This window comes from Streptomyces sp. NBC_01454 (assembly GCF_036227565.1).
In the GTDB taxonomy this organism is placed as follows: domain Bacteria; phylum Actinomycetota; class Actinomycetes; order Streptomycetales; family Streptomycetaceae; genus Streptomyces.
The window spans coordinates 7325427-7347948 of record NZ_CP109460.1 but is presented as its reverse complement, the minus strand read 5'-3'; the positions used below and the strand labels follow the sequence as shown (position 1 = coordinate 7347948).

Annotated in this window: 20 protein-coding genes; 8 read left to right on the top strand and 12 right to left on the bottom strand. The window is 72.8% G+C overall.

Annotation, left to right across the window (positions count from 1 at the left end):
* Positions 1–71: 71 nt before the first annotated feature.
* On the bottom strand, positions 72–458 hold the full coding sequence (locus tag OIU81_RS32540; protein ID WP_329153572.1) for an STAS domain-containing protein: 387 nt from the start codon (positions 456–458) through the stop codon (positions 72–74).
* Positions 459–1088: 630 nt separating this feature from the next.
* Here OIU81_RS32540 and OIU81_RS32535 point away from each other — a divergent pair.
* Positions 1089–2537, top strand: coding sequence for a GAF domain-containing protein (locus OIU81_RS32535; RefSeq protein ID WP_329153571.1), 1449 nt, complete (start codon positions 1089–1091; stop codon positions 2535–2537).
* Between the two features lie 9 nt (positions 2538–2546).
* Here the strand turns inward: OIU81_RS32535 and OIU81_RS32530 are convergent, their stop codons facing one another.
* Entirely contained in the window at positions 2547–2813 is a 267-nt protein-coding gene (locus tag OIU81_RS32530) for a mycothiol transferase (protein WP_329153570.1), read from the bottom strand.
* Positions 2814–3022: 209 nt separating this feature from the next.
* Between OIU81_RS32530 and OIU81_RS32525 the strand changes: the two genes are divergently transcribed.
* From OIU81_RS32525 to lnt, 3 genes are all read left to right on the top strand, one after another.
* Positions 3023–4978, top strand: a complete 1956-nt coding sequence (locus OIU81_RS32525; RefSeq protein WP_329153569.1) for an ABC transporter ATP-binding protein — start codon at positions 3023–3025, stop codon at positions 4976–4978.
* Positions 4979–5051: 73 nt separating this feature from the next.
* Positions 5052–5537, top strand: coding sequence for a nuclear transport factor 2 family protein (locus tag OIU81_RS32520; RefSeq protein WP_329153567.1), 486 nt, complete (start codon positions 5052–5054; stop codon positions 5535–5537).
* Positions 5538–5655: 118 nt separating this feature from the next.
* A complete protein-coding gene (gene lnt / locus OIU81_RS32515; protein WP_329153565.1) occupies positions 5656–7227 on the top strand; it encodes an apolipoprotein N-acyltransferase in 1572 nt (523 codons plus the stop codon).
* Here lnt and OIU81_RS32510 read toward each other — a convergent pair.
* From OIU81_RS32510 to fabG, 5 genes are all read right to left on the bottom strand, one after another.
* Entirely contained in the window at positions 7196–8104 is a 909-nt protein-coding gene (locus OIU81_RS32510) for a Gfo/Idh/MocA family protein (RefSeq protein ID WP_329153563.1), read from the bottom strand. The genes lnt and OIU81_RS32510 overlap by 32 nt on opposite strands.
* 116 nt (positions 8105–8220) lie before the next feature.
* Entirely contained in the window at positions 8221–8757 is a 537-nt protein-coding gene (locus tag OIU81_RS32505) for a hypothetical protein (protein WP_329153562.1), read from the bottom strand.
* A 191-nt stretch (positions 8758–8948) separates the two neighbouring features.
* On the bottom strand, positions 8949–9617 hold the full coding sequence (locus OIU81_RS32500; protein ID WP_329155518.1) for a uracil-DNA glycosylase: 669 nt from the start codon (positions 9615–9617) through the stop codon (positions 8949–8951).
* Between the two features lie 342 nt (positions 9618–9959).
* Complete coding sequence (locus OIU81_RS32495) at positions 9960–10730, bottom strand: SDR family oxidoreductase (protein WP_329153560.1); 771 nt, start codon at positions 10728–10730, stop codon at positions 9960–9962.
* A 29-nt stretch (positions 10731–10759) separates the two neighbouring features.
* A complete protein-coding gene (gene fabG, locus OIU81_RS32490) occupies positions 10760–11521 on the bottom strand; it encodes a 3-oxoacyl-ACP reductase FabG (RefSeq protein ID WP_329153558.1) in 762 nt (253 codons plus the stop codon).
* Between the two features lie 524 nt (positions 11522–12045).
* Here fabG and OIU81_RS32485 point away from each other — a divergent pair.
* Positions 12046–12399, top strand: coding sequence for a putative quinol monooxygenase (locus tag OIU81_RS32485; RefSeq protein ID WP_329153557.1), 354 nt, complete (start codon positions 12046–12048; stop codon positions 12397–12399).
* Positions 12400–12443: 44 nt separating this feature from the next.
* Here the strand turns inward: OIU81_RS32485 and OIU81_RS32480 are convergent, their stop codons facing one another.
* Positions 12444–13052, bottom strand: coding sequence for a restriction endonuclease (locus tag OIU81_RS32480; RefSeq protein ID WP_329153556.1), 609 nt, complete (start codon positions 13050–13052; stop codon positions 12444–12446).
* 127 nt (positions 13053–13179) lie between these two features.
* The gene (locus tag OIU81_RS32475) at positions 13180–13389 is read right to left on the bottom strand and encodes a hypothetical protein (RefSeq protein ID WP_329153555.1); all 210 of its coding nucleotides are present in this window, start codon (positions 13387–13389) and stop codon (positions 13180–13182) included.
* A gap of 318 nt (positions 13390–13707) precedes the next feature.
* Between OIU81_RS32475 and OIU81_RS32470 the strand changes: the two genes are divergently transcribed.
* Positions 13708–13869 (top strand): hypothetical protein, encoded by a 162-nt coding sequence (locus tag OIU81_RS32470; RefSeq protein WP_329153554.1) that lies wholly within the window; start codon positions 13708–13710, stop codon positions 13867–13869.
* Between the two features lie 57 nt (positions 13870–13926).
* Here OIU81_RS32470 and OIU81_RS32465 read toward each other — a convergent pair whose 3' ends face one another.
* Positions 13927–15684: a sensor histidine kinase gene (locus OIU81_RS32465; RefSeq protein WP_329153552.1), complete on the bottom strand. Its 1758-nt coding sequence runs from the start codon at positions 15682–15684 to the stop codon at positions 13927–13929.
* Between the two features lie 932 nt (positions 15685–16616).
* Between OIU81_RS32465 and OIU81_RS32460 the strand changes: the two genes are divergently transcribed.
* Positions 16617–18770 (top strand): prolyl oligopeptidase family serine peptidase, encoded by a 2154-nt coding sequence (locus OIU81_RS32460; protein ID WP_329153551.1) that lies wholly within the window; start codon positions 16617–16619, stop codon positions 18768–18770.
* Positions 18771–19039: 269 nt separating this feature from the next.
* On the top strand, positions 19040–19543 hold the full coding sequence (locus OIU81_RS32455; protein ID WP_329155517.1) for a Rieske (2Fe-2S) protein: 504 nt from the start codon (positions 19040–19042) through the stop codon (positions 19541–19543).
* A gap of 106 nt (positions 19544–19649) precedes the next feature.
* On the opposite strand, the gene OIU81_RS32450 is transcribed toward OIU81_RS32455, so the two are convergent.
* Together OIU81_RS32450 and OIU81_RS32445 are read right to left on the bottom strand one after the other, a co-directional pair.
* The gene (locus OIU81_RS32450) at positions 19650–21002 is read right to left on the bottom strand and encodes a hypothetical protein (protein ID WP_329153549.1); all 1353 of its coding nucleotides are present in this window, start codon (positions 21000–21002) and stop codon (positions 19650–19652) included.
* Positions 21003–21364: 362 nt separating this feature from the next.
* Positions 21365–22138 carry a hypothetical protein gene (locus tag OIU81_RS32445; RefSeq protein ID WP_329153547.1) on the bottom strand — a complete coding sequence of 258 codons (774 nt, stop codon included), beginning with the start codon at positions 22136–22138 and terminating at the stop codon, positions 21365–21367.
* Between the last annotated feature and the right edge of the window lie 384 nt (positions 22139–22522).

The window sequence follows — 22522 nt, the reverse complement described above, 5'->3', positions numbered from 1 at the left end:
GGGCGGGGCTTCGGCGCGGGGCGGGGCGGGGCGGGCAACAGCACGGGCGGGTCCGGCGGCGTCCGGCCGCGTCAGGCGACGGCGGTGCCGGCACCGTCCGTGACGCCGGCCGGCCCGGCGGCCCCGGCGAGGGTGTCCCTCGCGGCGTCGTCGGGGACGAGATCGAAGCTGCCCTCCAGGCCGGTCATGCGCAGCAGCCGCGCCACGCTCCCGCCCCCGCCGGCCCCGGTCAGCCGCAGCCTGCCGCCCCGCTGCCGGGTGCGCTGGCGGGCGCGGCTGAGCAGGGAGAGTCCGGCGCAGTCGATGAACGTCACCGCGCGCACGTCCAGCACGAGATCGACGCCCTGGGCGCCGGTGATGTCGTCCAGCCGGTCGGACAGCACCGACACGGCGAGGATGTCCAGCTCACCGCGGATTTCGAGAAGGGTGGTGCCGCCCGCCGCGCGGCTGGGTCCCACGAGTCTCGGGTAGAACTGACCTTCATCCATCGGCCCGGCCCACTTTCATGCCGAGGCGCGGGATATGGCCACGCGTCTGCGGCGGAGATGTTCGGAACGTGTGGGGGGCGCCCGGCGAGATCCGGGCGGGTTCGGCCCGTTTCCGGGTCGTCGGTGGTGTGGTGGTGTGTCGGCTGTGCCCGTGCGTTTGTGCAGCTGTGCCCGTAGTTGACTACGGCTTACCCGCAGCCCGGGGGCCTCAAGTCCCGGCACAGGCCACATCTCCAGGTTGTCTCAAAGTCGCCTATGGAGGGTCTGGCCGAGATAAGCGACCGAGGGACGGTCTCCCACCACGCCCCGCGCCCCGCCGGCCGAGGTGGCCTGCTCGGTCGCCCGCGCCGCCGGCCCGTTCCGGGAGGTCCGGACGGCATGGATCAGGCGCGCCGCGCGGGCCCGGAGCGGCCGGATCGCCGGCCCCGACCGGTGCGCCGCAGGTGAGGAGGTCTCCCCGCCTAACCGGAGACTTCATCCGTCTGGTACGAATAACACACTTTCGGCCGAATTAGACTGTCGGAACGGCCGGAAAGTGAGAGGTGTGCCCTGAAGCCGTCGGACCCCGCGAGAGATTGCCCCGACCGCACCGCGCGGAGCTTGCGCGCGCTGGCGGGCGGGCCGATCTCCCGTCTCCCACAGCTCCTGGAAGCGCTGGTCACAGTCGGTTCCGATCACGATCTGCGACATGCGCTGGACCGTATCGCCGAGACCGCCGCCGCGCTGACCGGAGCGCGCCATGCCGCGATCAGCACCCTCGACGAGGACGGCGACGGTCCCGGCGAGCTGATCACCCACGGCACCTCCCCCGGGGCCGGGCAGCCCGACGTAGCCCTGCTGGAGGTGCCCATACAGGTGCAGGGGGAGCTGTTCGGCACGCTGTGTGTGGCGGGGAAGGACGACGGCGGCACGTTCGGTGACGCGGATCTGCACCTGGCGCGGGTGCTGGCCACCGAGGCCGGTATCGCCATGAGCAATGCCCGGATGCACGCGGCCGCCCGGCAGCGCAGACGCTGGATCGACGGCACCGCCTCCGTGACCACGGCGCTGCTGGCCGGGCCCGAGACCCGCTCGACGACCAGCCACGCGCTGACCGTCGTCGCGGAGCGGGGCCGGGAGCTGGCCGAGGCGGCGACCGGTGCGGTGCTGCTGCCGGATGACGTGGGCGGTATGGAGATCGTGGCGATCTCGACCGTGCTGCCCGACGCGGTACGGGACGAGGCCTACCGCGCCCGGATCCCGCCGCAGAGCCCGGTCGTCCACCAGGTGCGCGTCGGCCTCGCGGTGTTCTCCGACGACTTCGGTGCCGACCCCCGCTCGATTTCCCCGATCTCCCGCCACTACGGCCCGATGATGCTGCTGCCGCTGCGCAGCAACGGGCGGGTCCTGGGCGCCCTCGCGCTGTGCCGCAAGCCCGGCGCCGGGCGCTTCAGCCACACCGAGCGGACCCTGGGGACCCAGTTCGCCTCGCAGGCCGCGGTGGCCCTCGTACTCGCCGACCGGCACCGCGACCGTGAGCGGCTCGCCGTCTTCGAGGACCGCGACCGCATCGCCCGCGATCTGCACGATCTGGTCATCCAGCGGCTGTTCGCCACCGGGATGCTGCTGGAGACCGCCCGGCGCAAGGCGCAGCTGCCGGAGGTGGCGGAGGGGGTCGGCCGGGCGGTCGACGAGCTGGACGCGACGATCCAGGAGATCAGGTCGGCGATCATCGCGTTGCAGCAGGGGCCGGCCGCGGTGCCCGGGCTCCGCACCCGTGTGCTGCGGGAGGCCGACGCCGCCACCACCGCGCTCGGCGGCCGGCCGTCGGTGCAGTTCGTGGGCCCGATCGAGGCACGCCTCGACGACGAGGGCGGCCGGGAGCTGGTGGCGACGCTGGCCAAGGCGCTGGCCGGGGCGGCGGCGTCGGCGTCCGCATCGGCCGGCCCGGTCCGCATCAAGATCGTCGTGGATGCCCTGGCCACGCTCCCCGACGGGCGGTCCGCGGTACGGCTGACGGTCAGCGGCGTCGGCGCCGAGGAGCCCACGGTCTGGGAGCGCCCGATCTGAGCGTGCGGCTCACCTGCCGACGGCGCCGTCGGTCTGCTCACGGAGGATGTCGGCGTGGCCCGGGTGCCGGGCGGTCTCCTCAGTCATGTGCACCAGCACCCGGCGCAGCGAGCGCACCACGTCCGCCGCGCCGTCCTCGTCGGTGAGCTCCCTCCCGAAGTCCGCGGGCGGGATGTCCTCGGCCGCGAAGGACCGGGCAAACCCGTACCGTTCCGCCGCGGTCAGGTGCTTGACCAGGCGCGGGCCGGTGCCACGGTGCGGGCGGGTCCGCGTCACCGGGGAACCGTGGCCCGGCGGTGTGCCGGCGGTCCGGCGAACGGCGGATCACGGGCCGGAATCCCGGGGGCCCGGGGGGCAGGGTGGCGGTCCGTGCGGGTGAGCGCAGGGGATTCAGTTGACCTCAACATTGCTTGAGGTTCTAGGTTTCTCTCATGTCGCCGGTCCGCACGGCGATCCCGTGACGACCCGACGGCTCGGAGGCCAACATGGACATGGAAGTCACCGCCTGGCATGCGCTGCACAGCACGATGACCGCCCAGCAGGGCCGGCGCCGCTTCTCCCGCGGCACCCTGCGCCGCATCATGGCGTTCGCCCGCCCGCACCGCCGCCGGCTGTTGTGGTTCCTCGTCCTGAGCACGCTGACCGCGCTGCTCGCGGTGGCCACTCCGCTGCTCGCGGGCCGGGTGGTGGACGCGATCGTGAGCGGCGACCCGCCGGACGTGGTCGTCCGCCTGTCCGGGCTGATCGCCGTCATCGCGGTCGCGGAGGCGGGGCTGGGGCTGCTGACCCGCTGGCTGTCGGCGCGCATCGGTGAGGGGCTGATCCTCGATCTGCGGACGACGGTGTACGACCACGTCCAGCGGATGCCCCTCGCGTTCTTCACCCGCACCCGCACCGGCGCGCTGGTCAGCCGGCTGAACAACGATGTGATCGGCGCCCAGCGAGCGTTCAGCGACACCCTGTCCGGCGTCGTCAGCAATATCGTGACGCTGCTGCTCACCCTCGTGGTGATGCTCGGCCTGTCCTGGCAGATCACCCTGATCGCGCTGGTGCTGCTGCCGGTGTTCGTGCTGCCCGCCCGCCGGGTCGGCCGCCGGCTGGCGGACCTGCGCCGGGAGGGGGCCGACCACAACGCGGCGATGGGCACCCAGATGACCGAGCGGTTCTCCGCGCCCGGCGCCACCCTCGTCAAGCTGATGGGACGGCCGGCCCGCGAGTCGGCCGAATTCGCCACCCGGGCCCGCCGGGTGCGCGACATCGGGGTCCGCTCGGCGATGGTCCAGACGTACTTCGTCACCGCGCTCACCCTGGTCTCCGCCCTGGCGCTGGCCGTCGTCTACGGGCTGGGCGGCTTCCTCGCCCTGCGCGGGCAGCTGGAGCCCGGCGCGATCGTCTCGCTCGCCCTGCTGCTGACCCGGCTCTACGCCCCGCTGACCGCGCTGTCCGGCGCCCATATCGAGGTGATGAGCGCGCTGGTCAGCTTCGAGCGGGTCTTCGAGGTGCTCGACCTCAAGCCGCTGATCACCGAGAAGCCGGACGCCCGCGCGGTGCCCGAGGGCCCGGTGTCGGTGGAGTTCGACTCCGTCCGCTTCGGCTACCCGGCCGCCGACAAGGTCTCGCTGGCCTCCCTGGAGGAGGTCGCCGCCCTCGACACCCGCGGCGGCGAAGAGGTCCTGCACGGCATCTCCTTCCGCGCCGAGCCGGGCCAGATGGTCGCCCTGGTCGGCTCCTCGGGGGCCGGCAAGTCGACCGTGGCACAGCTGCTGCCGCGGCTGTACGACGCCGATGCCGGTGCGGTCCGGCTGGCCGGGGTGGACGTCCGCGACCTGACGGCCGCCTCGCTGCGCGACGTCCTGGGCATGGTCACCCAGGACGGGCACCTCTTCCATGACTCGATCCGCGAGAACCTGCTGCTGGCCAGGCCGGAGGCAGCGGAGGCCGAGCTGTGGGACGCGCTGCGCCGGGCCCGGCTGGCAGAGCTGATCGCCCAGCTGCCCGACGGTCTGGACACCGTCGTCGGCGAGCGCGGCTACCGGCTCTCCGGCGGCGAACGGCAGCGGCTGACCATCGCCCGGCTGCTGCTCGCCCACCCCCGGGTGGTGATCCTGGACGAGGCCACCGCCCATCTGGACAACACCTCCGAGGCGGCCGTGCAGGAAGCGCTCACCGAGGCGCTCGAGGGCCGCACCGCCCTGGTCATCGCCCACCGGCTGTCGACCGTACGGGCCGCGGACGTGATCCTCGTCGTCGAGGACGGGCGGATCGTCGAGCGCGGGACGCACGAGACGCTGCTGGCGGACGGCGGGCGGTACGCGGAGCTGTACCGGACCCAGTTCACCGACGCGCCGGAGCGCCGGGAGGCCGGGCGGGCCGCCGGGAAGGAAACCGGCCGCCCGGACACGGGGCCGGATCTGCTGCCGGAGTCGGCGCTGGCGAACTGACACCCCGCCATTCGGACACGCCCTGGGCCCCCGCCTCTTGGCGGGGGCCCGTGCCATGCCGAAAACTGAGGCGATGACGCAGCGCGCGGAACACTCCACGGTCATGGACCGCCTGGCCCTCGACGATCTGATCACCGGCTACGCCCGGGCGGTGGACGACGGGGACTGGCCCGGCTATGTGGCCCTGTTCACCCCGGACGGGCGGGCCGACTACCGCTCGGCGGGCGGCATCGAGGGCGGCAGCGAGGAGATCGCGGCCTGGCTGGCCCAGATGCTGCGGCAGTTCACGATGCGCCAGCATCTGATCGTCAACCGCCGGATCGGCCTCGCCCGGCCGGACGGTGCACCCGGCGACACCGCCACGGTCCAGGCCGACTACCTCAACCCGATGCGGCTGGCCGGCCCCGCCGCGGAGGCCGGCGACGAGGAGTCGACCGCCCCCAATTACACCTGCGGCGGCCGCTACGACTTCACCGCCCGCCGCACCCCCGACGGCTGGCGGCTGACCGGGGTCGTGGTGCACGAGAAGTGGCGCCGGGCGCAGCTGGGCGGCGACTGACCGTCCCCGGCCCTTCCCGGCCCGTGATCGGCCGTTGCGGCGACACCCCCTTTTCTTGATCCGCCGACCCGCGCACACTGGCCGTCCGAGAGCCGGACACCGGGACGAGGGAGGCGGCATGGACAGACCGTTCGGCCACCGGGCGCGGTGGCTCGGCTCCCCCTGGGCGCGGGGCCCGGCCGCCGCCCTCGCCGGCGCGGTACCGGCCCTCGCCTTTCCCGCGCCGTCGTGGTGGTGGCTGGCGTATGTCGCCCTGGTCCCCTGGCTGCTGCTGGTGCGGTCGGCACCGACGTACCGGCGGGCGGCGCTGGACGGCTGGCTGGGCGGCACCGGTTTCATGCTCGCCGTCCACCACTGGCTGCTGCCGAGCCTGCACGTCTTCATCCTGGTGCTCGCCCTGCTGCTGGGAGCGCTGTGGGCGCCGTGGGGGCTGCTGGTGCGCGCACTGCTGGGCGACGCGCCCGGCCCGGACGGAACACCGGGCGGCGCGGGGCGGCGGGCGGCGGGCGGGCGGTACGCCGCCGCGCTGGTGCTGGTGCCCTCGGGCTGGCTGATGGTCGAACTGGTCCGCTCCTGGGAGTTCTTGGGCGGGCCCTGGGGGCTGCTGGGCGCCGGCCAGTGGCAGGTGCCGCCCGCGCTGCGGCTGGCGTCGATCGGCGGGGTGTGGCTGCTGAGCCTGCTGATCGTGGCGGTGAACACCGCGGTGGCGGAGCTGATCGCCCGCCCCGCGGCCTGGCTGCCCGCCGTCTCGGGACTGCTGGTGTGCGCGCTGGCGGTCACCGCGGCATGGCTCTGGGCGCCGGTCCCCCGCGGTGCGGGCACGGTGCGCTTCGCGGTCGTCCAGCCCGGCCCGACGGGCACCCCCGCGGCGCGGCTGACCCGCAGCGAAGCGCTCACCCGGTCGCTGGCGGGCCGCGGGGTGCGCCTGGTCATCTGGGGGGAGAGCAGCCTCTACCAGGATCCGGCGGACCGTCCGGCGCTCGCCGCCCGCCTCGCCGCCCTCTCCCGGGAAACCGGCGCCGAGCTGCTGATCAACGCCGACTCGTTGCGCGCCGGCCGGGCCGGGATCTACAAGAGCGCCGTCATGATCGGACCGCACGGGCCGACCGGGGAGCGCTACGCCAAGATGCGGCTGGTGCCCTTCGGCGAGTACATACCCTTCCGGTCCGTGCTGGGCTGGGCGACCCGGGTGGGCAAGGCGGCCACCACCGACCGGCTGCGGGGCACCCGTCAGGTCGTGATGCCGGTCGCCACCGCGGGCGGGCTGCGCATCGGGCCGCTGGTGTGCTTCGAGACCGCCTTCCCCGACATGAGCCGCCATCTGGCGCGCGACGGTGCGCGGGTGCTGGTCGCCCAGTCCTCGACCTCGACCTTCCAGGACAGCTGGGCGCCCGCGCAGCACGCCTCACTGGCCGCACTGCGCGCCGCGGAGACCTGGCGGCCGATGGTGCACGCCACGCTCACCGGCATCAGCGCGGCGTACGGCCCGCGCGGCGAGCGGATCGGCGAGCGGCTGGGCACCGCCCGCAGCGCGGCGGCCGTCTACGACCTGCCGCTGGCCGAGGGCACCAGCCCGTACACCCGGTTCGGTGACTGGGCGGTGTACGGGGCGATCGGCGCGCTGGTGCTCGCCGGCGGGTACGCGGGGCTGCGGGCGCTCAGCAGACGGCCTGCGTCAGAGCGTCGGTGATCACCCGTTCGCACAGTTCGTGGGTGCGCAGCGCGTCCCGGGCGGACGGCTGCCGGCCGGCCCGTACCTCGTCCAGGAACGCCAGGACGATCTGCTCGATGCCGCGCTGGCGGGCGACCGGCACCCAGTCGCCGCGGCGCCGGATGCTCGGCTGTCCCTTGTGGTCGATGACCTCGGAGAGATTGACGACCTGACGCCGGGTGTCCTGGCCGGAGACGTCGAGGACCTCCTCCGCCGAGCCGCTGAGGCGGTTCATGGTGCCGAGGGCGGTGAAGCCGTCGCCGGACAGCTGGAGCACCACGTGCTGCATCAGCCCGTCCCGGATCCTGGCGCGCACATCGATGTGGTCGATCTCGCCGGGGACGAGGAACCGCAGGGTGTCGACGACATGGATGAAGTCGTCCAGCACCAGTGTGCGCGGGTCCTCGGGCAGGCCGATGCGGTTCTTCTGCATCAGGATCAGATCGCGGGCGTGCTCGCGGCACTGGGCGTAGGCGGGCGCGAAGCGGCGGTTGAAGCCGACGGTCAGGCCCACGCCGTGGTCCTCGGCGAGCGCGACGAGGCGCTGGGAGACGGCGAAGTCGTAGGAGAGCGGCTTGTCGACATAGGTCGGCACGCCGGCTTCGAGCAGCCGGGTCACCAGCTCGGGGTGCGCGGCGGTGGCGGCGTGCACGAAGGCCGCGTCCAGGCCCGTGGCGAGCAGCGCGTCGAGGTCCGTGTGGAGCTGTGCGGGACTCAGCCGGAGGGTGTCGCCGACGCGTTGGAGGGTGGCCGGGGTGCGGGTGTGCAGATGCAGTTCGAGGCCCGGTTGTGTGCCCAGGACGGGGAGGTACGCCTTCTGGGCGATGTCGCCGAGTCCGATGCAGCCGACCTTCACTCGTGCTCCCTGGGTTGTGCCGCGTTGCCGGCGCCTGGCGTGCCGGAAGCATACGTGCCGGTCGGCGGGGGTCGGTCGGCGAGGCGGGCGGGGACGGACCCGCCGGCCCGGCCGCCCTACGGCGTGTGTCCCGCCGCCCGGTCGATCCGCAGCTGGAGCCGGTCGATGGCGTCCCGGAGGCCCTGGCGGTACTCACCGTCGGCGAGGGCGTTGACCGATGTCCTGGCCCGCCGCAGCTGGGCGCGGGCATCGGCCGGACGGTCGAGAGCGGCGTAGTCGGCGGCGATGTTGAGATGGAGCGAGGGGAAGAACGCCCGGAGCGCGACGAGGGGGTGGCGGGGCCCGGGGCCGTCGGCGACCTTCGGTTCGGCGGAGGCGGCGGTGCACCCGGGCCGTTCGGTGACGAAGCCCTCGGCGGCCTCCAGGGCTCTGAGGTCCCAGTCGAGTTCGTCCCGGGGGTCGTCCTGGGTGTCGGCCATGTAGTGGGCGAGGGTGCAGCGGTGGAAGGCGTCTCCCTGCGGCCCGATCTCGTGCCACAGTGCCGTGAGGCGGTTGCGTGCCTCTTCCCGGTCGCCGGCGCGGTGCAGCATGATCGCCTGGCCGATCCGGGTCAGCACCCCGTCCTCGGACGTCGCCTCCCGCCGCTTCTCCATCACCGCGCACTCCCGGATCCGTTCACCACCGCCATGTCGTTGCCTCGACGCTAACCGCCGGACGGGACCCGCGCGCGGTGTGCGCGACGCGCCCGGGCGACGGGCCGGGCCGGCCCCGCCGCCCGCCGGCCCTGCCCGGTCGCTCACCCCAGGACGGGTCCGGTGGCTCAGCCCAGGTCGGGTCCGGTGGCTCAGCCCAGGTCGGGGATGCGCCAGTCGATCGGCGCATGGCCCTGGGCGGCGACAGCCGCGTTGATCTGGGTGAAGGGGCGGGAGCCGAAGAACTTCTTCGCCGACAGCGGGGAGGGGTGCGCGCCCTGCACCACGGCGTGCCGCTCCTCGTCGATCAGCGGCAGCTTCTTCTTGGCGTAATTCCCCCACAGCACGAAGACCGCCGGATCCGGCCGGGAGGCCACGGCGCGGATCACCGCGTCGGTGACCTTCTCCCAGCCCTTGCCCTTGTGTGAGTTCGCCTCGCCCTCGCGGACCGTGAGGACGGCGTTCAGCAGCAGCACACCCTGCTGGGCCCAGGGCATCAGATAGCCGTTGTCCGGAACCGGGTGGCCCAGCTCCTCCTTCATCTCCTTGTAGATGTTCCGCAGCGACGGCGGTGTCTTGACGCCGGGCTGCACGGAGAAACACAGACCGTGGCCCTGGCCCGCGCCGTGGTACGGGTCCTGGCCCAGGATGAGCACCTTCACCTGGTCGAAGGGGGTCGCCTCCAGCGCCGCGAAGACCTGCTCGCGGGGCGGGTAGACCGGGCCGCTCGCCCGCTCCTGCTCGACGAAGTCGGTGAGCTCCTTGACATAGGGCTTCTCCCACTCCTCGCCGAGGACCTCGCGCCAGGACTCGGGCAGCATGTCGGTCTCCACGTCAACAACCTCCGGTATGCGTTGCGTTCTCACTCACAGAACCTACCGGCGGCCACTGACAATGCGGTCCGCGGGCCGGTCACCGCTCCCCCGCCGGCGGACGGCCCGTCCCGGGCCCGCTGCCGGAGCCGACCCGGCCGCAGCGCACGATCCGCACGGGAGCGGCAGCGGCAGCACGCGCCCCCACGGCAAGGTGCCCCACCAGGGTCCCACGCCTCCCCGTCGGGCCCGCCGACGCACGTGGTGCCGGCCCCCTGCCAGAGCCGGCACCACGGATTCGTCCCGGAGCGCACACCGGGGCACGGCCTCCCCGGGCCCGCCCCGGTGCCGTCAGACCCCGGCGTTGAGGAACAGCCCGCCGTCGACGACCAGGTTCTGGCCGGTGATCCAGCCGGCGGCGTCGGACAGCAGGAAGGCCGCGGCCCCGCCGATGTCCTCCGGGACGCCCAGCCGCGCCATGGGGTATCCGGCCGCCGCCTCCTCCTCGCGGTTCTCGTACAGCGCGGCGGCGAACTTGGTCTTGATCACCGCAGGCGCGATGGAGTTGACCCGTACCCCCGGCGCGAACTCGTGGGCGAGCTGGAGGGTCAGGTTCACCATCGCGGCCTTGCTCATCCCATACGCCCCGATGAAGGGCGAGGGGGCGATGCCGGCGATCGAGGCGATGTTGACGATCGCGCCGCCGTGGTCCTTCTGCCAGGCGTGCCAGGTGCGCTGCGCGAAGCCGAGCGCCGAGACGACATTGGTCTCGAACACCTTGCGGGCGACGCCCAGATCGAGGTCGGCGATGGGGCCGAACACCGGGTTCGTCCCGGCGTTGTTGACGAGGTAGTCGACGCGCCCGAAGGTCTCCATGGCGCGCTCGACGGCCACCGCCTGATGGGCCTCGTCATGTGCCTTGCCGGCGACGCCGAGCACCCGGTCGGCACCCAGCTTCTCGGCGGCTTCCTTGAGGGTGTCCTCGTTGCGGCCGGTGATGACGACCCGGTCGCCACGGGCGACCAGGGCCTCGGCGATGCCGTAGCCGATGCCGCGGCTGGCGCCGGTGACCAGCGCCACCTTGCCGGACGGCGCGGGCAGGCCGCTGTTCTGCTCGGTCATGTCCAGAACTCCTGAAGTCGGTGGGGCGGTCAGTTGAGCGGGCCGCCGGCGACGTACATGACCTGGCCGGAGACGAAGCCGGCCGCCTCGCCGGTGAAGAAGGCGATGGCGTTGGCGATGTCCTCGGGACGGCCGACCCGCTGCACGGGGATCTGCGTGGCGGCCGCGGCCTGGAACTCCTCGAAGCCCATACCGACGCGCTCGGCGGTGGCAGCGGTCATGTCGGTGACGATGAAGCCGGGGGCGACGGCGTTGGCGGTGACCCCGAACTTGCCGAGCTCGATGGCGAGGGTCTTGGTGAAGCCCTGGAGACCGGCCTTCGCCGCCGAGTAGTTGACCTGGCCGCGGTTGCCGAGCGCCGAGCTGGAGGAGAGGTTGACGATCCGGCCGAACTGGGCGTCCACCATGTGCTTCTGGCAGGCGCGGGACATCAGGAACGCGCCGCGCAGATGCACGTTCATGACGGTGTCCCAGTCGGTCTCGCTCATCTTGAACAGCAGATTGTCGCGCAGCACTCCGGCGTTGTTGACGAGGACCGTCGGCGCCCCCAGCTCGGACGCGACCCGGGCGACGGCCGCGTCGACCTGCTCCGCGTCGGAGACGTCGCAGCCGACCGCGATGGCCTTGCCGCCGGCCGCGGTGATCTTCCCGACGGTGTCCTTGCAGGCCGCCTCGTCGAGGTCGAGTACGGCGACGGCACGGCCCTCGGCGGCCAGGCGTACGGCGGTGGCCGCGCCGATGCCGCGGGCCGCGCCCGTCACGATGGCGACGCGCTGCTCGGTGGTGGACATGCGGGTTCTCCTCACCCTAGAAACCTCGACAAGCGGCCCGCCCCACCGATCCCTGGGTGAGCAACCGCTTAGTAGCCTGAGCAGGGCTGACGCTAGAAGCCCGGCCGGGCGCTGTCAACGCCCCACCGCCGCGCCGTTGCCCACCTCACCGCGCGGGGGCCCGGGACCCGGTGGAATCGCGCCGGTCGATGGAGATGTATGGAGGTCCTTCGGTGCAGTGCGGTGCGGGATCGTGGGGGTGTGCGGGGGCGTGCGGGGGTGTGCAGGGGCGTGCGGGAGAGGTCCCAGTGCGGCGGGTACCGGGCCCTCGTTGCGCCGGACGGTGGCGCGCCGCTCGTGGGCGAAAACAGGTCCGCCACCGCGTGGGCGACCCGCGGGCCCACCAGGGGTGGTCGCCCAGCGGCCCTCCAGCAGGCCGGCCGGCGCGAGGAGCACCGAGCCCCCGCACACGGACGCCACCGTCAGCCGCGGGTGGTCCGCGCCCCGGCTGCGGGGAAGGCCGGCCGGTCTGGTGGAGTGTGCGCATGAGCATCTTCGTACGCGCGCGCTTCGACGTCCGTGACCAACGGCAGGCCGAATTCGAGGAGTTGGCCGTGGCCCTGAGCGATCAGGCGAAGGAGGAACCCGGGACCCCTACCTACCAGTGGTTCTCGGCCGGCGCCGGGAGCTACCTGGTACTGGAGGAGTACACCGACACGGCGGCGGCCATGGTGCACCAAGAACGCGCGGCAGAACTGCTGGCACGCGTGGGGCAGTGCGCGGAGCTGGTCCACGCGGAGCTCTACGGAGCCATCGGTCCCGAGCTCCGCGCATGGGTCCGGTCGCATCCGCAGGCCTCCGTGTTCGCGGACTTCCCCGAGCGCGACGCCGAAGGCTGAACCGCGCCGCCCGGGGGCCGGCCGCCTGCTGAACGCCCCGCCCTTCAGGCACCCCAGGGCGGACGGCCACCGCAGACCCAGCGGCTGAGGGCGCGGCCGTCGACGAGGCGCAGGGGGTGGTCCAGTTCGGCGTTGGCACGCTGCGCGGCCGGGGTGAACGTACTGGTCGTGACGATGAGGGCCTGGTCGCAGCGGTGGTAGGCCCGGTAGGTGCCGTTGACGGCGTAGATGACGGGGGCTCCTACGCGGTTCGACGGCGCGTAGCGCTTGCACTGGACGGCGATGCGGCGGCCGTCGGTGAGCCGGAGGAGGACGTCGAGGGCGCGGTCGTTGGCGCCTCCGGAGACGGTGGCGGAGCGGACGGCGGGGTCGCGGCGGGCGAGATCGGCGATGGCGTGCTCGAACTGGGTGCCCGTCATGTGCTGGTAGGCGGCGATGCTGTGGGTGAGGTCGGCCCGGGCGGCGGCAGGGCGCGCGGGCAGCTGGAGGCGACCGGTGCGGACGAGGAGCACGGCAACGGCGGCGACCAGCGCGAGCGCGGCCAGGACACCGGTGGTGACGGGGTGTTCACGAGCCACTGCGACGGCGATGACCAGGAGGAAGCCGACGGCGACGGAACGGCTGGTGGCAGACTGCCGGGTCCGGCGCCGCACGGTGCGGGTCCGCGACCTCGTGGCGGGACGGCGGGTACGGGCGGATCGTCGTCGTGCTGGTGCGGCCATGCGTCCCCCGAGTGAAGAACCTGGTGAGGCCGGGAAGGGGCCGGGCGTCCTTCGGTGCTCACTGGCCGGCGCGCGAGAAGCCGCTCGCGAGCTGGGTCAGGAAGTCCAGGATTCCGTGCCCTACCCCTGTCGGGGCGATCAGCACCCCGAGCGCCAGCACGATGATCACGGTCAGCTTCTCGTCGTTCCGGCTTCTGGGCTGCGTACGGCGGCGCAGCCGCAGGATGACGATGACGGTGAGCAGGACCGCCACGTTGATCGTCAGCAATCGCCCAGACCTCCCCCGGCCACAGCTCTCTTTGCCCCGGGGCGGTCGATGGCCGCCCCTGTCCTCATGTGTAGCCCCGGCGCGGCGGTGCTGTGTCCGAGTTGGCGGCGATTGGCAATAAAGCGCTGCCTTGGCTGAATTCCGCAGGTGGGCGGCTTGCGCTGCCCGTCGGGGGTGCCCGTCGGGCGGGAGGGATCCGCATCCGCCTCGCGTGTCGCAGCGGCCGCTCCGAGGGCCGGGTGCGCCCGCAGCCGTACGGCCTGCGGTGGGTACACCTTGCCCTGGGGCCGTGCACCCGGCCCGTGGGCCGCCTCGGGCGTGTTCTCCCTCGAGACGTTCAACTACGCCCCGCTCGCGCTGATCGCGGTGCTGGCGCCGGCCTGGATCTGGTGGCGGTGCGCGGGTGAGCGGTCCTACGACGTGCCCGTCCCCGGCTCGGGCCGGTCCGTGGAGCGTGGCGGCGAACGGGAGGGCGTGTGAGGTCCTTCGTCGGCGGCGGCCGTTCCCGAGGGGGCTGTCCCGGGGCGTCGGTCCCGTTCAGCGGCGGTCGAGCGGGACCGTGGCCTCGAGGGCGAATCCGCCACCCGGCAGACCCCCGGACGTGAAGCTGCCGCCGAGGGTGCTGACGCGTTCGCCCAGGCCGACGAGTCCGCGGCCGCCGCTGGGCAGTTCCGTGCCGGACGGGCCCTGCGGGGCGTCGTTCGCCACCCGTACCCGCACCGCGTCGGTGAGGTGGCGCACCTCGACGCGGACCGGAGCCCCGGAGGCATGCTTGCAGGCGTTGGTCAGGCCCTCCTGGACGAGGCGGTACAGGGTGCCGCCGAGGTCGGCGTCCAGGTCACGCGGGGTGCCGGTGATGTCGAGGTCGATGCGGGTGCCGGTGCTGCGGGACTCCTCGACCAGGGTGGTGACGTCGTCGAGCGTCGGCAGCGACGGTGCCGGGGCCTGGTCGTCGGGGTGGTCCATCCGCAGCACATTCAGCACATCGCGCAGTTCGTTGAGCGCCTGGCGGCCCATCTGGCCGATCAGTGCGCCGGTCTTCCGGGCGACCTCGTTGTCGCCGCCGGCCCCGGCTTCCAGGGCGCCCGCGTGCACCACCATCAGGGTCACCCGGTGCGAGACCACATCGTGCATCTCGCGGGCGATCCGGGCGCGTTCCTGCATCCGCGCCTGCGCCTCCTTGAGGTGCTGCTCGCGCTCCAGACGCTCCGCCCGCTCCCGCAGGTTCACCAGCAGACTCTGCTTGGTGCCCCGGTACATGCCGAGCAGCACGGGGACCACGATCATCGAGACCAGCAGGAACATCGCCATGGGGGTGATCCCCGGCAGGTCCATGATGTAAGACCAGGCGAGGAGCATGGCCGCGGCCGCCCCGGAGATCGTCAGCAGCTGGCGGCGGGAGCGCCCATATTTGGCCACCGTGTACAGGCAGACCGGCAGGGTGCTGAGGGGCGGCAGGACCAGCGGCAGCAGTGCGATGGATGCCACCGCGACGCCCGCGGGGTAGCGGCGGCGCAGGACGACGGCCAGGCCCCCCAGGACCGCGAGCGCGGCGACCACCGGCGCCGGAAGCCCCAGCGGGCTGCCATGGACGACGTTGACGAGGAGTACCGCCGGGTTGGCCAGTGGGAACAGCACCACCAGCGACACGTCGAACAGCATCGCCCGCCGGGTCTCCCACCAGCCCGGGTGCCGGCCCAGCGGGCGGAGCCCGGCGAGCACGGGCAGCACGACGGCGGCCAGCGCCACCATGAGCAGCAGCACTCCCTGGAACGAAGCGGTGAGCCCGTGACGGGGGGCGAGACGGTGCAGGTGTACCAGGGCGACGGCGAGGACGGTGGCGAGCCCGAGCGACGCGGTCACCACCACGGTGCGGATCCGCCGGGCCGGGCCGGCATGGCGGGCGAGTGAGTAGTACGCGACGGAGAGGGTCAGCACGGACCCGGTGCCCAGCAGCAGACCGCCGGTCACGGCGGCGGCGACCGCGACCGGAAAGCGGCGCCGGAACAGCAGGAGCCCGGCCACCCCGGCCGTCAGCCAGCCGGATGCGGACGGCGACAGCGGGCTGTAGATCTCGCCCGGCGCGAAGCCCTCCCGGATCTGGGGGTCCACCAGGGCACAGCCCAGCGCGAGCACCGCGTCGACCACCACGGTGTACCACGGGCGCATCCGGAACAGCGTCCGCAGCCGGCTCCGCAGGGCGTCCAGCGTGGCCGCCTCCACCGAATTCACGGAATGGGAGGGTGACTTCTCCGTGGTTTCGGTGAACGGTGCGGAGCTTTTCTCAAGGGTCATGGGAATAACCAGACGGCCGGCGGAAGTGTCCGCAGATTGTAGGGCAGTTCCGCCCGGTCCGGCAGCCGGACTTCTTCATGGCGCGATGTGACACGGCAATGACTTTGCGTTATCGCGCACCGGGCCTGCGGCATTACCGCCGGTCCTCGCCATTCGGCCGCGGACAGGCATCGGCGAGGCCGTCGCGATGGCCGCTGCGGTCCTGTGTACGGCCGCGAGAACCCCCGTCCCCGGCACCTCATTTGTCTGGCGTCGTGACCACGAGGGATTTCCGGTTCCCACGGCAAAGGGATGAGGAACGATGGGCAACGCGCATGGCGGGGACAACGGGGCGTGGAAAGCGGGTGAGCTGGACACCTGCGGGGGACATCGAGAATCCGGGATCTCCGATGTACGGCTCGGCTCACTTCATTTCCAGCAAGACGCTTTCCGGATTCGGCGGGTTCCCGATGCCGGATTCGTATGCGGACTATCCGCCGCACAAGGACACCCTCGCGTGTCTGCGGTCGTTCGCCGAGGCGTACCGGCTGACCGAGCGGGTGGAGTGCGGGGTCGAGGTGAAGAGCCTGCAGAAGCGGACCGAAGATTCCTGGCTGGTTACCCCTCCCCTCCCGGCTCAACGGCTTCCACCACGCCGGTGTGGTCACCGGCGGCGCACTCAGCGGCCTCCTGGGCTCCGGCGGCCACTTCCCGCCTGGCCTACGCCCTCCCGGCGTGCGCGGCCGTGCTGCTGCCGCTCGCCGCCCCGGGTTTCGCGGTTCCGGGAGATCGCCTCCGCCCGGCCGGTCCGGGCGGCAGCGGCGAGGGGTGAGGGAGCCGGGCCGCGGCCGGGTCTTCCGCCGGCCTCTTCGATGTGCCTAGTTTCCCTTCAGAGATCGTCATCCCCGGACGGCACCGTCGTCCGGGTCCCTCACCCTCTGGAGGACAGCACCGTGGACAGCGACCGGAACACCGGGCACACCGTGGACTCCGCTGCGTTCCCCCGACAGTTCGCGCGCACCCGCCGCTTCTCCCTCGGCGTGCCCCGGCAATTCACCGTCTCCCCCGACGGCTCCCGGGTCCTGTTCGTCCGCACGGGCTCCGGCACCGATCCCGTGGGCCGGCTGTGGCAGTACGAGGACGGCACGGAGCAGCTGCTGGCCGACCCGGCGCTCCTGGTGGGGAACGGCTCCGGGGAGATCCCCGAGGAGGAGCGGCTGCGCCGGGAGCGCGCCCGGGAGCGCTCGGTGGGCGTGGTGTCGTACGCGGCGGACGACGCGGCCCGTCTGGTGGCGTTCGCGCTGTCCGGAGCCCTGTGGGCGGTGCGGACCGACGGTGGCGCGCCGTTCTCCGTCCCCGCGGCGGGGCCGGTGGTCGACCCCCGGCCCTCCCCCGACGGCCGGCACCTCGCCTATGTGAGCCGCCGCTGCCTCCACGTCGTCGATCTGGCCGGCACCGACCGGCAACTGGCCCGCGCCGAGGGCCCGGAGGTTTCCTACGGGCTCGCCGAATACGTCGCCGCGGAGTCCATGCACCGGATGCGCGGCTACTGGTGGGCGCCGGACAGCCGCCACCTCCTGGTGGCCAGGGTCGACACCGGCCCCGTGGAACGGCGTTACACGGCGGATCCGGCCGACCCGACGAAGCCGCCGCGGGCGGTTGCCTACCCGGCGGCCGGCACCCCCAATGCGGAGGTCACCGTGCAGCTCCGCTCCCTGGAGGGCGGGCGGATCGACGTGCGGTGGGACCGCAGGGCCTATGAGTACCTCGTCGCCGCCGGCTGGGACGCACAGGGCCCCTTCCTCACCGTACAGAGCCGTGACCAGCGCATACTGCGGACGCTCGCGGTCGATCCGGCGACCGGGGCCACCGAGGTGCTGCACGAGCGGACCGATCCCGCCTGGGTGGAGATCGTCCGCGGCACCCCCGCCCGTACGGCGTCGGGTGCCCTGGTGCTCCCCGAGGACGACGGCGACACCCGGTATCTGACCGTCGCCGGCCGACGGGTCACCCCCAGGGGGCTGCAGCTGTGCGAGGTCCTCGGGGTCGAGGGCGAGCAGGTGCTGTTCACGGCGAGCGAGGACCCCCTGGAGACCCATGTGTGGCGCCATGAACCGGGCCGCGGCAACCGGCGGCTGAGCCAGGGGCCGGGCAGATTCACCGGTGTGGGGCGGGGCGGCACGGTCGTCGTGTCCGGGGAGACGCCACGGGGCGACGAGGCGCGCGTCCTGCGGGCGGAGCCGGCGGACGGTACGGGGACGGACCAGGACGCGCCGTGCCAGGTCATCCGCTCCCTCGCCGAGGAGCCGTCGGTCACCCCGCGCCCCCGCCATCTCATCCTCGGCGAACGGCAGTTGCGCGGCGCTCTCTTCCTGCCGTCCTGGCACGAGGAGGGCACGGGGAAGCTGCCGGTGCTGCTCGATCCGTACGGCGGGCCGGGAATGCAGCAGGTGGGGCGCGCCCGCGAATGGCCCACCTGTGTGTCGCAGTGGTTCGCCGAGCAGGGCTTCGCGGTGCTGGTCGTCGACGGCCGCGGGACACCGAACCGGGGCCCGGCCTGGGAGAAGACCATCCACGGTGACCAGCTCACCCCTGCCCTGGAGGACCAGGTCGACGGGCTGCGGGCGGCCGCGGAGCAGTGCGGCGCCCTCGATCTGGCGCGGGTGGCGATCCGCGGCTGGTCGTTCGGCGGGTTCCTGGCCGCCGGCGCGGTGCTGCACCGCCCCGAGGTCTTCCATGCGGCGGTCGCCGGTGCGCCGCCCACCGACATGCGGCTGTACGACACCCACTGGAAGGAGCGGTTCCTGGGCCACCCCGAGGAGCAGCCGGAGAACTATGCGCGCTGCTCCCTGATCGGCCACGGCCATCTGCTGAGCCGCCCGCTGCTGCTGGTCCACGGGCTCGCGGACGACAATGTCGCGGCCGCGCACACCCTGCGCTTCTCGGCGGAGCTGCTCGCCGCGGGCAAGCCGCACAGCGTACTGCCGCTGCCCGGCGCCACCCATCTGCCCGCCGATGACACGGTCAACGAGCAGCTGCTGCACTTCCAGCGGGACTTTCTGCGGGAGGCGCTGGAGGGACGCACCCAGGAGGCCGAGGGGGACTGAGGGGCGTCCCCCGAACGGCCCTCAGCCGTTCGTGCCACCACTACTGCCCCAATGCATGGCGCTGTTCCGCCGCCGTTTTCCACCGCCGTTTCCTGCCGTCGTTCGTACCTCTGCGAAAGGAACATGTGCGTGTTGAACGCCCCGGGCCGTCGCTCCGTATGGACCTTGTGCAACGCCCATGGAGCAGAGCGCGCACCGAAGGCACCACCATGAACCGGAGGCACACCATGGCTCGACAGGCAGCGTCGGAGCGGACGGAGACCGCGGCGATGACGGCGACGGAAGAGACCGGCACGGCACCGGCGGAGCGCGGGGCGGGGCGGCGGGCCGTGGTCGCGGCGGTCGGCGCGGCCGGACTGACGGCGGCGCTCGCGGCCTGCGGCGGCAGCAAGATGGACGCGGGGAGCGGCGACTCCAACGACGCGGCCGGCGAGCAGTCGGCCTCCGGGTCGAGCGGCGGGGGCAGCGGCAGCGGTGGAGCCGGCGGCACCGCCCTCGCCAAGACCTCGGAGATCCCCAAGGGCGGCGGCAAGATCTTCAAGGCCGAGAAGGTGGTCGTCACCCAGCCGCAGGACGGCGAGATCAAGGCGTTCTCCGCGATCTGCACACACGCGGGCTGCGTGGTCGGCGAGGTCTCCGGCGGCACCATCAACTGCATGTGCCACGGCAGCAAGTTCGACATCAACGACGGCAGCGTGAAGAAGGGCCCCGCCACCAAGGCGCTGGCGCCCGCCAAGGTGGACGTCAAGGGCGGCTCGGTCACCCTCGGCTGACGGCGCGGCCGCCCAGCCGCCCGCCGGGGCCGCAACCCCGGCGGGCGGGTGTCACCCGAGAAGACCGTGCGCCACTACGTTTCCGCGGTCTTCGCGCAGCTCGGCGTCACCGACCGCGTCGCCGCGATCGTCCGAGCCAGGAACGCCAGGTTCGGCGCCGATCGGGAATGCCAGCCGGAATGACGGCGTCTGGGGCGGACAGACGCAGCGATATGCGGTGGCGTGCGACCATGCCGGCCGCGATCAGCAGCAGGAACGGCAACCAGGCGATCGCGTATGCGACACCGTAGTGGTGGACGTCCAGGATCGACCGGCGCGGGTCCACGTCGCTGCTGTTGACGCCGAAGAACGCGAGCAGCAGCGCGGGCGGGAGCGCGATGACCGAGCCGGCGGCAATCGCCGCGGCCAGCACCCGGTCGCGGCGCTCGGCGTACTGCTGGGACGCCGTCTCCAGGTCGACGCGTCGCGTCGCGAGGACGGCGTCCACGCGCTCGACGGTGCGGGATGTGTTGGCCAGCGCGTCCGCCAGCGCCGAGACCCCGCGCAGCGACGAGTGGAAGCCTTCGACCAGCAGCTCCGGGATGAGGGTCGTGTCGGCGTACGCCTCGACGCTGAAGCTCAGGTCGAGCTGGAGATCGCTGAGCCGGCGCGAGAGCCGCGCGACCAGGGTGCGGGCATCGTCCGCCGTCTCGACCACCGCGGCCCGGTCGAGCTCCAGCGCCTCGAACGCCTGCCGCCGGATGCGGTGCACGGCCGCGACCGCGTTGAGGATGCCGGCCGCGGCCAGCCCGAAGGCGTTCTCCACCGGCGGCGCGTAGCCGACGATCAATGACACGCCCCTGCCGTGCGCGACCATGGTCTGGCCGGGGTTGTTCAGCGTCTCGGGCCGGCGTATGCCCAGCGTGGCGCCGGTGCTGCCGTCCAGCGTGCCGCGGAGCGCGATCGTCACCACGTCCGGGCCGACCGCGTCGCCGGGCACGTGCTCAGCGAGCAGCCCTCGCGCGAGCGCCGCTCCGGGGAAGACGCTCTGGTGGACGTTCCGGCCGAACTCGAGCGGCGGCTGGTCGGCGGGCCGGTCCGTGACGCCGTACGCACGCAGGCGCCCGTCGAGCCACTCGGTCAGCGGCGCCCCGCCGACGCACGTCGCGGAGCGGTCCTGCCAGGTGGCGTAGAGGGTCTCGGCAATCGCGTCCGAGCCGTCCGAGCCCTCCGCGATCTCGACGTCCACGAAGAGCAGCGGGTCCCGGCGAGGCGTGACGGCCAGGGTGATTGCCGCACCGTCGACCCGGCCCGCACTCGGCGGCAGCGTGATCTCGGGGACGCGCTCGTGCAGCACCAGCCGGGGCAGCAGCCGCCCGGCGGCCTCGACGTGGGCGGCGAACCGGCCGAGGTCAAGCGCCTCGGTCAGCGGGCGGAGCATGTCGTCGGGCACCCGCACCTGCTGCGTGAGGTTGTACATCAACAGTAGGCGGGTACGAGCCCTGACCGCCGTGTCGGACCGTGGCACAACGTCCTCCTTCGACTGACTCGCGTGGGGCAGCAGCCTAGTGCTCGATTCCTCTTTGGCGGGGTGGTCACTGCTCACTCAACTCCGCGCCCTCTACCCGCAGTTCGGCCACCCGCTCCCGGATCGCGGCCTCACGTGGCTCCCATTCCTCCAGCAGGGACACCGTCACCACATCCCCTTACTCCCTGCTCGAAACGGTAGAAGCGATCGGCACCCACTACCGAGCCCCGCACAAACCCCCAAGTCAGCGGCAGGTGGCGCCTCGTGGCAGCCGCCGGAGCCTCCCCACCGCCACACGGGGTGGCGCTGTGCGGCTACTTCAGGATGTTGACCGCGCGGGCGACGACCAGGACAACGGTCAGCAGCGAGACCGCCGACTGCACCAGCATGAGCATCTTCGCCCAGCGGCTGAGCGGCATCACATCAGTGGGACTGAACGCCGTGGCATTGGTGAAGGACAGATACAAGTAGTCCGGGAACGCGGGCTCCCAGTGCTCCGGCACGAGTTCGGCCGCCTGCATCTGCGGGAAGAGGAAATCGGGATACACCCGGGTGGCGTGTATGCGCGCGATGGGCCCGCCCCGGTCCCACTCCCAGTACCACAGCGCGAAGACGATGACATTCGTCAGCCAGATGGCACCGCCGGTCGTCAGCAACGGTCCGGCATCGGTGCCTCCGGCCCCCTGCACCAGCCCGATCACCAGATGCACCGCGGACCAGCCGTTCGCCGCGCTGATCATCGCGATCAAAGCCAGCCCCGCCAACCGGTACAACCGCGAGGCCCGTTCGATCCGGTACGGATTCGCAGCGACGAGCGCGATCAGCAGCGCGGTCTCCAACGACGGCAGCAACCACTCCGGATGAATCGTCAGCCGCTCGGGCAGCAGCCACTGCAGCCCGATCGCAGCCAGCACCGCGACCGTCGAGGGCCAGCGCGGCTCACCACGGGTCACCCGCCGCCACGCCGGCAGCAACCGACGCTCCGTCTGTCCGGCCTCTGACCGCGCGGGCACCAGCAGCGCCTCGATACGGGCGAGCCGCTCGGACAGAGCCTCGCCCATTTCACCGGGCTCCGGTTGCTCAGACATGCGGCTCATGCTCGCTGCCGGCGGGCGGGGTGTCCACCTGCGGCTCGGCCCGTCGGGGCACCGTACAGGTCACGTACTGCGGTGAGCCGTGCGGCCAGGGCCTCGGCAACGCCGCCGAGGCCACGGCGGCTGCCGGTGGGCCGGCCGTCCGGTGACGGTACTGCGGCCGGCGGTGTTGCCCCACGCCCTCGCTTGCGGACCGCATGCGTCGGCCGACGACACGATGAAATGCATTTCATGGTCCGGGGCCGGAACCCCTCCGCCCGCTTCACCCATCAAGCAGCAGGGAACCGTGAGTCCTGCCCTTCGGGGCAGCAGCATCCGAAGGGACATGATGAACCATTCTTCCCGGGGAGCCCACCGCTCCCGCGGCCGTCGGCGGGC